Source organism: Enterobacter sp. BNK-18, assembly GCF_047456135.1.
In the GTDB taxonomy this organism is placed as follows: domain Bacteria; phylum Pseudomonadota; class Gammaproteobacteria; order Enterobacterales; family Enterobacteriaceae; genus Enterobacter; species Enterobacter ludwigii.
The window spans coordinates 1,851,502-1,863,421 of record NZ_CP179899.1 but is presented as its reverse complement, the minus strand read 5'-3'; the positions used below and the strand labels follow the sequence as shown (position 1 = coordinate 1,863,421).

11 protein-coding genes are annotated in these 11,920 nt (G+C 54.2%); all 11 read left to right on the top strand.

The annotated features are described in order from the left end of the window. Positions 1 to 11 precede the first annotated feature (11 nt). The 11 genes from ACMGG3_RS08920 (at position 12) to ACMGG3_RS08870 (ending at position 11,865) form a co-directional block, all read left to right on the top strand. A complete protein-coding gene (locus ACMGG3_RS08920; RefSeq protein ID WP_014170554.1) occupies positions 12 to 1,250 on the top strand; it encodes a DotU family type VI secretion system protein in 1,239 nt (412 codons plus the stop codon). 2 nt (positions 1,251 to 1,252) lie between these two features. Continuing rightward, entirely contained in the window at positions 1,253 to 4,873 is a 3,621-nt protein-coding gene (gene tssM, locus ACMGG3_RS08915; protein ID WP_014170553.1) for a type VI secretion system membrane subunit TssM, read from the top strand. Between the two features lie 16 nt (positions 4,874 to 4,889). After that, positions 4,890 to 5,606 (top strand): type VI secretion system-associated protein TagF, encoded by a 717-nt coding sequence (gene tagF / locus ACMGG3_RS08910; protein ID WP_020883457.1) that lies wholly within the window; start codon positions 4,890 to 4,892, stop codon positions 5,604 to 5,606. 11 nt (positions 5,607 to 5,617) lie between these two features. Continuing rightward, positions 5,618 to 6,634, top strand: a complete 1,017-nt coding sequence (gene tssA / locus ACMGG3_RS08905) for a type VI secretion system protein TssA (protein ID WP_020883458.1) — start codon at positions 5,618 to 5,620, stop codon at positions 6,632 to 6,634. A 75-nt stretch (positions 6,635 to 6,709) separates the two neighbouring features. Further along, a complete protein-coding gene (tssB, locus tag ACMGG3_RS08900) occupies positions 6,710 to 7,234 on the top strand; it encodes a type VI secretion system contractile sheath small subunit (RefSeq protein WP_008502644.1) in 525 nt (174 codons plus the stop codon). A gap of 3 nt (positions 7,235 to 7,237) precedes the next feature. Continuing rightward, positions 7,238 to 8,737: a type VI secretion system contractile sheath large subunit gene (gene tssC, locus ACMGG3_RS08895; RefSeq protein WP_014170549.1), complete on the top strand. Its 1,500-nt coding sequence runs from the start codon at positions 7,238 to 7,240 to the stop codon at positions 8,735 to 8,737. 65 nt (positions 8,738 to 8,802) lie between these two features. Further along, entirely contained in the window at positions 8,803 to 9,309 is a 507-nt protein-coding gene (locus ACMGG3_RS08890; protein WP_063858476.1) for a type VI secretion system amidase effector protein Tae4, read from the top strand. Continuing rightward, complete coding sequence (locus ACMGG3_RS08885) at positions 9,306 to 9,731, top strand: T6SS amidase immunity protein Tai4 family protein (RefSeq protein WP_044868590.1); 426 nt, start codon at positions 9,306 to 9,308, stop codon at positions 9,729 to 9,731. The genes ACMGG3_RS08890 and ACMGG3_RS08885 overlap by 4 nt, the downstream gene beginning before the upstream one ends. A gap of 180 nt (positions 9,732 to 9,911) precedes the next feature. Next, the gene (locus ACMGG3_RS08880) at positions 9,912 to 10,394 is read left to right on the top strand and encodes an Hcp family type VI secretion system effector (protein WP_014884229.1); all 483 of its coding nucleotides are present in this window, start codon (positions 9,912 to 9,914) and stop codon (positions 10,392 to 10,394) included. Between the two features lie 71 nt (positions 10,395 to 10,465). After that, the gene (locus ACMGG3_RS08875) at positions 10,466 to 11,455 is read left to right on the top strand and encodes a hypothetical protein (protein WP_414149798.1); all 990 of its coding nucleotides are present in this window, start codon (positions 10,466 to 10,468) and stop codon (positions 11,453 to 11,455) included. Further along, complete coding sequence (locus ACMGG3_RS08870; protein WP_032680802.1) at positions 11,449 to 11,865, top strand: hypothetical protein; 417 nt, start codon at positions 11,449 to 11,451, stop codon at positions 11,863 to 11,865. Before ACMGG3_RS08875 ends, ACMGG3_RS08870 begins: the two co-directional genes overlap by 7 nt. The last annotated feature ends 55 nt before the right edge of the window (positions 11,866 to 11,920 follow it).

The following is an 11,920-nucleotide window of genomic DNA, read 5'->3' as shown; positions in this document are numbered from 1 at the left end:
GAGCGCTTAATATGCAGGAACGACAGGATACCGGCAGTGATGCCGCGTTTACCGGAGCCAGTAGCAACAATCAGCTGGTGGCGGCCGCCAATCCGCTGCTCAATGCGATTCCGCAAATCCGTCATTCGGTATCACATGACGATCAGGTGGCGTTGCGCCAGCGCCTGATCGATGAGATCCGCCGGTTCGAAGTGCGCTGTCAGCAGGCCGGTCTGGCCTATGAGGTGATCGTCGGGGCACGTTACTGCCTGTGTACGGCACTTGATGAGGCCGCCGCGCTCACCCCCTGGGGCAGCAGCGGCGTCTGGTCCAGCAATGGTCTGCTGGTGACGTTTCATAACGAAACCTGGGGCGGCGAAAAGTTCTTCCAGCTGCTGGCGCGTCTGTCGCAAAACCCGCGCGAACATATTCTGCTACTGGAGATGATCAACTACTGCCTGCTGCTCGGCTTCGAGGGACGCTATCGGGTGCTGGATAATGGCCGCACCCAGCTTGAAACCATCAAGCAACGGCTGTGGCAGATGATTCGCGGCGTGCGTGGCAGTTACCCGCCACAGCTCTCTCCGCATCCGGAAGATCGTCCGGTACTGCGCAAGCTATGGCGACCCATGGTACCTCTGTGGGCCTGCGTGGCGCTGGCCGGGTTTATCGCCTGCCTGTTCTATATCGTGCTTAACTGGCGGCTTGGCGATAGCACCAACCCGGTATTAGCAAAAATTTATCAGTCACAGCTTCCCGAAACGACTATCCAGCAACCTGCCCGCCAGCTGCCTGCGGTGCTGAACCTGCGTGGTTTCCTGAAGCCGGAAATTGAAGCCGGTCTGGTTGCGGTAAAAGATGAAGCGGACCGTAGCGTGGTGATCCTGAAAGGGGACGGCCTGTTTGCTTCCGCCTCAACCGTGGTACGTGACCGTTATGAGCCGGTGATAAACCGTATTGCACAGGCCATGAATAACGTCAGCGGTAAAATTCTGGTGGTGGGCTACAGCGACAACGTGCCAATTCGCAGTGCGCGCTTTGCCTCTAACTATGAACTGTCGCTGGAACGTGCCCGGTCAGTTCAGAAAATGCTGCAGGGAAGCCTCTCTCAACCTGAACGTGTGAAAGCGGAAGGCCGCGGCGAGATTAATCCAGTGGCACCTAACAATACGCCGGAAAACCGTGCCCGTAACCGCCGGGTGGAAATTACTCTGCTGGTGTCGCCTGAAAATACCCAGGCTGAGCTGAACGGATTGCCGCAAGGAAACTAAGGATGCTGACTACTCTTCTTTCCATTTTGACCAATCGCATTCTGTGGAGCTTCCTGGGCGTCACTGCGCTTGCGGCGGTTATCTGGATGATTGGCCCATTGTTGTCAATCGTGGACACCCGACCGCTCGAATCTGAACAGAACCGCATCATCAGTATTGCAGTGGTTTATCTGCTCTGGGCGCAGGGCCACATTCTGCCGCGGCTGTACAATGCCTGGCTGAACCGCAAGCTGATGGACAAACTCAATGAGAACACCACCAGCCCGGAAGCAGCGGATCCGCAGAAGCGACTGAACAACGAGGAGCAGATCCTCGCCAGCCGTTTTGACGAAGCCGCACAGATGCTGAAAAAAGCGCACTTCAGCAAAGCGGGACAGGGTGCCCAGTGGACGCAGCGCTTTAGCACGCAATATCTGTATCAACTGCCGTGGTACGTCATCATCGGCGCGCCGGGCAGCGGTAAAACCACGGCGCTGGTCAACTCCGGACTGCAATTCCCGCTGGCCGACCGCTTCGGTAAGACCGCGCTGCGCGGGATCGGCGGCACGCGTAACTGCGACTGGTGGTTCACCAACGAAGCCGTACTGCTGGACACCGCGGGTCGCTATACCACCCAGGAGAGCGAACAGGTTCAGGACGCCGGTGAATGGCTTGAGTTTATGGGGTTACTGCGTAAGTATCGCCGTCGCCAGCCGATCAACGGTGTGATTATTACCATCAGCATTTCTGATCTGCTGACGCTCTCGCCTGAAGCGTCACGCCAGCAGGCGGTCAACCTGCGCCAGCGTCTCTCTGAGCTGCATGAGCAACTGGGTATTCGCTTCCCGGTGTATGTCATGGTGACCAAAGCTGACCTGCTTAAAGGCTTCCGTGCCTGGTTTGCCGATTACGACAAAGCGCAGCGCGACCAGATCTGGGGCTTCACGCTGCCGTGGGAGCAAACCAAACACGCTGATTACGACCTGATGGGTAACTTCCAGCAGGAATTTTCCCTCTTACAGCAGCGCCTGGATGCCGGACTGCCGGAAACCCTGCTGCAGGAGCATGACGCAAAAGCGCGCGCGGAAGCGTATCTCTTCCCGCAGGAGTTTGCCGCACTGCGTCCGCTGCTGGCTGACTACCTGAGCACGGTCTTTGCCCGCTCTAACTTTGAAACCGAATTCTCCCCGCGCGGGATCTATTTCGCCAGTGGTACCCAGGAAGGCATGCCGTTTGACCGGGTGATGGGCGAACTTAACCGTGCGCTCTCCTTGCCGGAAGGTGAAGAGGGAAATCGCTGGGATTCCGTAAGCAAAGAGGCTCCGATTCCGGGGGCGAAAGGGCAGAGCTTCTTCATCAAGAACCTGCTGCAAAACGTCATTTTCCAGGAAGCCGGCATCGCCGGGGAAAACCGCTGGTGGGAACTGCGTAACCGCGCCGTCATTTGGTCTGGCTATGCGGCGCTGCTGGCCCTGCTGGTGATCCTCGGTGGACTGTGGCTGACCAGCTATGCCAGGAACAAGGCTTATCTGGAAGAGGTGGACGCAAAGGTGCCGCTGCTGGATCAGCAGAGCAAGGCGCTGCAGAATCAGCCTCAGCGCGATCTGTTTGACCTTCTGCCCTTGCTGAATGGCCTGGTCGATCTGCCGAAAAGTGACGCGTTTGATGTTAACGATCCGCCAGTCTCACGCCGTATGGGGCTCTATCGTGGGGATGACGTCAGCGATGCATCGCAGTCTCTGTACCAGAAAGCGCTGGACCAGATGCTGCTCCCTGCCGTGGCGATGCATATCACCACCTGGCTGCGCAACGATAACGGCAGCGATGTGGAATACAGCTATGAAGCGCTGAAGGCCTACCAGATGCTCTATCAGCCGAAGCACTATGACGGCAAATTCCTGCACTCCTGGGTAATGCTCAATCTGCAGCGCAACCTGCCGCAGAACGTGACTCAGGCGCAGCTTCAGCAGCTTGAGTGGCACCTGACTCAGCTGCTTGAACCGAAAATTCAGGCCTCGCCGTACGCGCAGGATGAATCCCTGGTCGCGCGCGAAAGGGCGCTAATCAACCAGCAGCCGCTTTCCACCCGGGTGTATGGTCGTCTGAAGCGTCTGCTGGAGCATGATGAAAACCTGAAACCGGTGTCGCTCTCCGACCTGGGCGGTCCGCAGAGCGAGCTGGTGTTTTCACGCAAAAGCGGCAAGCCGGTGAGTGAAGGCGTACCGGGTCTTTATACCCCGGACGGTTACTGGAAAAGCTTCAACGGCCAGATTGACAGCGTCACCACTGCCCTGCATGAAGACGATGCGTGGGTGCTGGGGGCGACCTCAGCCCAGGAAGATAAACAGCAGATCGATAACGCCGTGCGCCAGCTCTACATGCGCGACTTTATCGCCAACTGGGATCGCTTCCTCGCCGACATTCAGCTTAATAACAGCGCCGATCTCTCCCAGCGCATCAATACCGCGCGTCTGCTCTCCGGGGCAAACTCGCCGCTGCGCCGTCTGGTGCTGAACCTGAGCCAGGTCCTGACGCTTTCACGTAATGCGCCAGCCCCGGACGATGCCGGTAAAGCGCAAGCGCAAAGCAACCGTGCCACCCGCACGCTCGAAGCGTTATTCAGTAATAATGACAATGCCCCGACGCAGGCCGCGGTGGTCACTCAGGCACCTGAACAGCTGGTAACCGATCACTATGCTCCAATGATTGAGCTGGCGCAGCCGCTGGAGAAGGGCGGGAAGACCATCGTCTTTGATGATTTTCTCAAGCAGGTCGATGAACTTTACCGCTACCTGACTGCCGTTCAGGACGCGGCCAACAGCGGCATGCCTGCTCCGGGAGGCGAGGCGATTAGCCGTCTGCAGGCCAGTGCCGGTCGTCTGCCGGGCGGTCTGCAAACCATGTTCAGCAATATGGCGGTGGGGGCCAGCAGTGATACCCAGCGTCGCGACCTCGAAAACGTGCGTAAGCGGATTAACGTCGAAGTCGGCGGTTTCTGCCGTCAGGCAATCGCTGGCCGTTACCCGCTGGTGCGCAGCGCCAGTACGGAGGTCACGCCGGACGATCTCGCGCGCATGTTTGCGCCAGGCACCGGGCTGATGGACACCTTCTTTCGTGACAACCTGACCAATAAAGTCGATACCACGCAGGCGAACTGGCGCTTTATGCCGGGCATTGATGGAAAAACGCTGCCGGGAAGTGAAGGGCTCCTGAGACCGTTCCAGCAGGCGCAGTCCATTCGCGATGCTTTCTTTGCTAACGGTGCCACCACGCCATCTTACAAAGTGACGGTGCGCACCGTCAGAATGGATAACACGATCCTTAACCTGACGCTGGATGTTGACGGTCAACTGCTGCGCTACAGCCATGGTCCACAGGCTGTGCAGATCATGAACTGGCCGGGGCCGGGCGGGACCAACCAGGTGCGTATGCAGCTGGGTCTGGCTAATGGCAGCACGGCTACGCTGGTGACGAACGGTTCCTGGGCGCTGAACCGCTTTTTCGATAAAGCGCGTACCAGCCCGGGGGCGGGAAGTCTGAGTCGCCAGGCGACCTTCAACGTAGACGGACATCAGGTTACGCTGGAATTTGCGCCAAACAGTATTCGTAACCCGTTCCAGCTTCCCCGTTTCTCATGCCCATAACCGCAAGGACAGCCGTATGACGAATACCCCTGCGATGAACCGCTACAGCTGGTATGGCAAACTGCCCAGCGCCGGAGATTTTTTGCAGCGTCGCTTTCCTGACACCCTGCAACGCCAGTGGTCACACTGGTTCCAGGTCGGCCTGCTGGCCTGGCAGCAGGAAGAGCAGCGCAGCGGTGAGCGCCCGTTTAACAAAGCGCCGGTCTGGAATTTTGTCGTACCGCCGATGCTGGGCAGCCAGATGATTCAGATGGGCTGCCTGCTGCCGGGACGTGACAGCGTTGGTCGACAATATCCGGTCTGCATTCAGCTCAGCTTTGCCCCCGCGGACTGGTCGTCACGCCTGCTCAGTCAGGCTGAAAGCTGGTATCAGCAGATTGGCCGCCTGGGCCTGCATGCGGTACGTAACAGTTTTTCTGCCTCACAGCTCGATGACATGCTGATGTCCATTCCGGCACCGCAGCCCGTCGAGCCGCAAAAGCGCTCAGATATTCTCGACGTGATTGGTTATGACGAAGACGGCCAGAGCACGCTGGGCTGGCCTCAGGCAGCAGAGTGCTTTGACCCGCTTCGCCAGACCAGCTACTGGTGGACCAACCGCTGCGACGGCTACCCGCTCTACACCCATGTTCACAGCGGGAACTTCACCGGGCAGCTCTTTACGCTGCTGTTCGACCCGGCAGGTGGCGCCCGCCCGGGCCGTCACGGTCTCTATCCGCCCATGTTTGAATAAGCAGGGATCTTATGAATATCGAAGAATTTCTCGCGCCAATAAGCCCCGACAAGCCCTGTGGCGAAAACCTGGAGTATGACGCTGATTTCCAGCTCATGAATCAGGCCAGCCAGGGCAAAGCAGAGCAGCAGTTTGGCGACACCATCATTCCGGCAGAACCTGCTGACTGGAATACGGTGGAAAAATTCGCCACCAGCCTGCTGAGCCGCACCAAAGATCTGCGCGTCATGCTGGCGTTAACGCATGCATGGACACGTCGCCGCGGCCTTGCGGGCTACGCCGACGGGCTGTTACTGGTGCAGGAGGCGATCACGCGTTACTGGGAGCCGCTCTATCCGCTGCTGGAAGAGTATGGCGAAACCGACCCGTTTTACCGCATTAACGCCCTGGCCGGGCTGAGTGATAAGTCTGACCTGACCGTCGCCGTGCGTAACGCCTCGCTGCTGCGATCAAATGGCGATGAAATTTCACTTCGCGACGCTCAGGCACTGCTGGATGGCAGTAAAACCGAATGTCCGGATTACCCCGGTGGCCGTCCAAGACTGATTGACGAGCTGGCCCGCGGCGATCAGCCGGGCACGTCGGCGGTGATAGTGATTAACGAACGGCTGCTGGCCATTCGTGAGTTGCTCACCGGCCATCTTGGTGAAAGCGGCGTTCCGGAGATGGAACAGCTGCTGAAAACCGTCGGGCTGGTCGCCAGCGCCTGTCAGGTGACCGACATCAGCAAGCTGCTGCCCAACCGGGAGGCACAGGCTGAGCTCAGCGCTGAACCTCAACCGGCGGTCGCACAACCCGTTCAGCAGGTTACAGACTGGCGCAGCGTGCAGGTCACCAGCCGCGCCGATGCACAGCTGATGCTGGAGAAAGCCAAACAGTATTTTGCGCAGTACGAACCGAGCCACCCCGCACCGTTGATGATTGAACGGGTGCAGCGGCTGTCAGAACTTAACTTTATGGACATTATTCGCGACCTGGCGCCAGACGGCGTTAACCAACTGGAAAACATCTTTGGACGCCGCGAATAACGCGTCCTGGCATTATGACGACAGGCATGGAGCCTGCCGTTTCACCTTCACCGCGCATCTTTGATGGAGAACATCATGGCAATGAGTAACAGTGGGCAGAAATTTATCGCACGTAACCGTGCCCCCCGCGTGCAGATCGAGTACGACGTAGAGATCTACGGTGCAGAACGTAAAATTCAGCTGCCGTTTGTGATGGGCGTCATGGCCGATCTGGTCGGTAAACCGGTGGAAAACCTGCCGGCAGTCGACGAGCGTAAATTCCTCGAAATCGACATTGATAACTTTGACGAGCGCATGAAAGCGCTGAAACCTCGCGTGGCGTTCCAGGTGGATAACACGCTGACCGGCGAAGGTAAGCTCAACGTTGATCTGACCTTCGACAGCATGGACGACTTCCTGCCGGACGCGGTAGCCCGCAAGGTTGAGCCGTTGAACAAGCTGCTGGAAGCACGTACTCAGCTCTCCAACCTGCTGACCTATATGGATGGCAAAAACGGCGCGGAAGAGCTGATCGCTAAAATTCTGCAGGATCCGACGCTGCTCAAATCTCTGAGCCAGTTGCCGAAAAATGACGAAAGCGCGAAAGGTAGCGAGGAATAATCGATGAGCAACCAGACTCAACAACACGAGCAGCAGAGTGGTCAGGCGTTCAGCCAGGATGAATTCAGCGCGCTGCTGAACAAAGAGTTCCGCCCGAAAACCGATCAGGCGCGCTCCGCGGTGGAAAGTGCGGTAAAAACGCTGGCGCAGCAGGCGCTGGAAAATACCGTTACCTTCTCCAGTGACACCTACCGCACCATTCAGAACCTGATTGCCGGTATCGACGAGCAGCTGTCTCAGCAGGTGAACCAGATTATTCACCATGAAGAGTTCCAGAAGCTGGAGAGCGCCTGGCGCGGTCTGAGCTACCTGGTGAACAACACTGAAACCGACGAGATGCTGAAGATCCGCTTTATGAGCATCTCCAAGCAGGAGCTGGGTCGTACCCTGAAACGCTTTAAGGGCGTGGGCTGGGACCAGAGCCCAATCTTCAAGAAAATCTACGAGCAGGAGTACGGTCAGTTTGGTGGCGAGCCGTTTGGCTGCATCGTCGGCGACTACTACTTCGACCACAGTCCGCAGGACGTTGAACTGCTGGGCGAGATGGCGCGTATCGGCTCGGCGGCCCACTGTCCGTTTATCACCGGTACCGCACCGGGCGTAATGCAGATGGAGTCCTGGCAGGAACTCGCGAACCCGCGCGACCTGACCAAAATCTTCCAGAACACCGAGTATGCCGCGTGGCGTTCACTGCGTGAATCCGAAGATGCACGCTACCTTGGCCTGGTGATGCCGCGCTTCCTGTCGCGCCTGCCGTACGGTATTCGCACTAACCCGGTCGACAGCTTCGATTTCGAAGAGCAGACCGATGGCGCGAACCACAACAGCTACTCCTGGGCGAACGCCGCGTATGCCATGGCTGCCAACATCAACCGCTCCTTTAAAGAGTACGGCTGGTGCACTTCAATCCGCGGCGTGGAGTCCGGCGGGGCGGTTGAAAACCTGCCATGTCACACCTTCCCGAGCGACGACGGCGGCGTGGACATGAAATGCCCGACCGAGATCGCCATCAGCGATCGTCGTGAAGCCGAGCTGGCGAAGAACGGCTTTATGCCGCTGGTTCATCGCAAAAACTCTGACTTTGCCGCCTTCATCGGCGCGCAGTCTCTGCAGAAACCGGCTGAGTACCACGACCCGGATGCGACCGCTAACGCGCGTCTGGCATCCCGTCTGCCGTACCTGTTCGCCTGCTGCCGCTTTGCCCACTACCTGAAGTGCATCGTGCGCGACAAAATTGGCTCCTTCCGTGAACGTGAAGAGATGGAACGCTGGCTGAACGACTGGGTGATGAACTATGTGGACGGCGACCCGGCTAACTCCTCACAGGAGACCAAGTCCCGTAAACCGCTGGCGGCTGCCGAAGTGCAGGTGCAGGAAATTGAAGATAACCCGGGCTATTACGCCGCGAAATTCTTCCTGCGTCCACACTACCAGCTGGAAGGTCTGACCGTTTCTCTGCGTCTGGTTTCTAAACTTCCGTCACTGAAGACGAAAGATGCGTGATGATGATTGCCGCCGGGAGGCCTTACCCGGCGCCTGCTTTATAGCATGGAAATGTGAGAGGAAATATGACCGCGAGACCTTCGTTTGTTGCTGCCTGGGCGGCGGCAACACGTATTTACGATGCAAATGATTCTATCGGCAAAGTTAAGCAAATTATCGGCGGCAAGGTTAAGCACAACTTCGAAATACCGCAAGATCAGGGTGGGTGGTCAAATAGTTGTGCCGTACGCATGAGTTATGTTCTGAACTATACCGGGCATCCCGTCCCGCGTATTGCAAATCTCACGGTATCCGGTGCTGATAATAAATGGTACTTCTATCGGGTAAAGGATGTTATTGCCTGGTTGACGCGTCAGTGGGGTAAACCTGACATGGTCGTGAGTTTTCCTTCCTTACCCGTTCAACAATTAGCCAACAAAAAGGGCGTAATTCTGTTTGAGGTACAGGGCTGGAGTGACGCCGCAGGTCATGCCACATTCTGGAATGGTTTAACCTGTTCGGATCATTGTTATTTCAATGCACCGGAGACGAATTACACGACGACCAAAGCCAATTTTTGGGAGTTGCCATGAAAAAAATAATTGCCAGTCTACTGTTGCTCACCAGTTCCGCCTCTGTTTATGCAACTGACGATCCGGTGATGTTTGTCAAAAAAATGCCTTATAAGCAAGTTGTTAAAGACGTTGTTTTTTCTCGCTGTCTGGCTCAAGTTTCAGATGATAAAAGCCAGTTTTCTCTGGATGCAGCCCGTAGCAGTAGTGCATTACTGGAATGGGTGCCTTTCGATATTGAAAATGGCAATGATAAAATTAATGCCCTTATTGATAAATATAAAGGCGCAACCAATGCCTTTCATTCTGAGATAAAACCCGATGTCAAAGGCGTAACGTTAAACTGTCTACGTCTTTATCATAGTGACGAACTTAATAAACTTGTACCTCAATTAATTATCGGTAATCCTGACCGTACCTGGCTTCAGGATAATCCGCAGTAGTAAAGACTTCACATTCTTTCCTTTCATTCAGGGGGAATGTCAAGACTGTCAAATGACACGGGTCATTTGATATGAGGCAGAGGTAAAATATGGACGGTTTTATTCAGCCCCATGCTTTCCTGTTTGCCATATAAGTGCTTTTTCGAAAGCAATATTGTTCATCCACGAAGAGTAGATATTATGGCTATTGATATGTTTCTGAAGGTCGAGGGTGTTACGGGCGAATCTAAAGATTCTAACCACACCGGCTGGACTGATATTACCTCCTTCTCCTGGGGCGCTTCCCAGCCAGGTAATATGAGTGTTGGTGGCGGCGGCGGTGCCGGTAAAGTTAACTTTAACGATCTGCACGTTAACGCTCTGATCGACAAATCCACTACAGCAATTCTCAAACACTGCGCAAGCGGTAAGCACCTGACTAAAGTTGAACTGTCCGTGTGCAAAGCGGGTGGTCAGCAAGTTGAATATACCCGCATCACGCTCGAAGATGTGCTGGTAACTTCTGTTCAGTACACCGGTGCAGACAACGGCGACACCGTTGGTGTGACCTATGCATTCCAGGCTGCGAAAGTGAAACAGCAGTACTGGGAGCAGACCACTGCTGGTGGTAAAGGTGCTGAAAGCAGCGCTGGCTGGAACATCAAAGAAAACAAAGAAGCGTAATTGCGTACGTGGCCAGGGGAGTTTTTCCCTGGCCCTACGTATTAGTCAAAACTTTGCAAAGAGATCGAGTAATGAGCGTAAAATCAATGGTTGCACCTGGGTATTGTATTGTTCAGCAGCCCGGGACGTTGGATTTTCAGGCGAGGCTTCTGTTTAATAATCCTAATAGCGATGCAGCGCGTCATTTTATGCAAATTAATAGCGATACTCAATGGTCCAAACCTGGTCAAATGTTAATTGTCAATGATCCAGGAAACAATAATGCAGTGCAACTTAAACAACTGCAAATCGCAAAACAGAAAGTTAATAGTTCTCTGGCGGATCTTAATACAGGTGAGGCTAATTTCCTCTCTCAGCACTATGGCACAATTGCCGCAGTCACAAACTTTATGGATAAGTCCCTTGGTGTGGTTTCTGATGCGGGTGACAAATACTTCAGTGAAATCGAAAAAAAATTAAAATCCATTGAGTTGGCCTATCAAAATCAGTACAGAACGCAAGGGACATTAATAGGACAACAGTTTTTTGTTGAGCGTCAACGATTGTTCTCTGAGTTAGATGTTTTGTTAAATAAACTTTCCAGATTAATTCTTAAAATGAAACCTTATAATGAACTCAGACATGCATTAGGTTTATCGAGCAGATCAATTGTGCATGAATGGAGCACTGCCGGTGTTGGTTCTATTCGGGGTTATTCAACATACATTGATAATGCTTCAAAGGCCGCTCGTTTTCTTAAAATGGGGGGATGGCTTGCAATAGGCTTTGCAGGTGCAAATACGACCAATGAAGTTTACAATGCGTGTACCGTTGGACGAGAGCAGAGTTGCTCAAAAGTTGCTGTAAAAAAATACAGTAGCTTTGGTGCAGGTCTTGCTGGTGGCATTTACGGTGGCAAATATGGTGCCATAGCCGGGGCGGGAGTTTGCGTTGCGCTGGGAGTTGCAACTGGCGGTGTAGGATTGCTCGCATGCTCTATTGTCGGTGCGGCTGCGGGTGGATACGCTGGTAGCGAAATAGCAGGTGGAGCAACAGAGTATATGATGGATAAATTATGGTAAATCTCGAGAATTTACTTTTATTGCTTACTGTGGGTTTGTTTCTCGTTGTTGTAATTATGGATCTGTTTAGTTCTCGTTATTTTAAAAAACACGAGGCTGACTATAATCAGCTCCTTTCTGACTACAGACGCAAAGGTTATGATCTCGATCTGGTAACAAATTACGCTTCTTTTTTTGGATCACTGGCAAACTATCAAAAAATAATCTGGTTTATTCGTCTTCATAAGGGCGTGAAGATGAAGTTTACTCGCGACAGGCTGGTGCAGGAAGAAGCTTATAAATATATTCAATCATTACCAGATGAAAAAATTGCCTGGATGCTAAAACTGCATCGTCGTTATAAAGTGCAGGCATTAATATTCACTCTATGGCTCATTGTTGGATTATTTTTTGTAAATTTCATTAAATAGTTTTGTTGATATTCTCTTCCTCAAACGCCGCCGTTCTCGCCCCGAGAGCGGCAGC

Excerpts from the sequence above, each read along its gene's own strand:
- tssB (WP_008502644.1), top strand. The coding sequence starts at position 6,710 with ATGGCAATGAGTAACAGTGGGCAGAAATTTATCGCACGTAACCGTGCC.
- tssM (WP_014170553.1), top strand. The coding sequence starts at position 1,253 with ATGCTGACTACTCTTCTTTCCATTTTGACCAATCGCATTCTGTGGAGC.
- tssA (WP_020883458.1), top strand. The coding sequence starts at position 5,618 with ATGAATATCGAAGAATTTCTCGCGCCAATAAGCCCCGACAAGCCCTGT.
- ACMGG3_RS08920 (WP_014170554.1), top strand. The coding sequence starts at position 12 with ATGCAGGAACGACAGGATACCGGCAGTGATGCCGCGTTTACCGGAGCC.
- ACMGG3_RS08885 (WP_044868590.1), top strand. The coding sequence starts at position 9,306 with ATGAAAAAAATAATTGCCAGTCTACTGTTGCTCACCAGTTCCGCCTCT.
- tagF (WP_020883457.1), top strand. The coding sequence starts at position 4,890 with ATGACGAATACCCCTGCGATGAACCGCTACAGCTGGTATGGCAAACTG.
- ACMGG3_RS08870 (WP_032680802.1), top strand. The coding sequence starts at position 11,449 with ATGGTAAATCTCGAGAATTTACTTTTATTGCTTACTGTGGGTTTGTTT.
- ACMGG3_RS08880 (WP_014884229.1), top strand. The coding sequence starts at position 9,912 with ATGGCTATTGATATGTTTCTGAAGGTCGAGGGTGTTACGGGCGAATCT.
- ACMGG3_RS08890 (WP_063858476.1), top strand. The coding sequence starts at position 8,803 with ATGACCGCGAGACCTTCGTTTGTTGCTGCCTGGGCGGCGGCAACACGT.
- ACMGG3_RS08875 (WP_414149798.1), top strand. The coding sequence starts at position 10,466 with ATGAGCGTAAAATCAATGGTTGCACCTGGGTATTGTATTGTTCAGCAG.
- tssC (WP_014170549.1), top strand. The coding sequence starts at position 7,238 with ATGAGCAACCAGACTCAACAACACGAGCAGCAGAGTGGTCAGGCGTTC.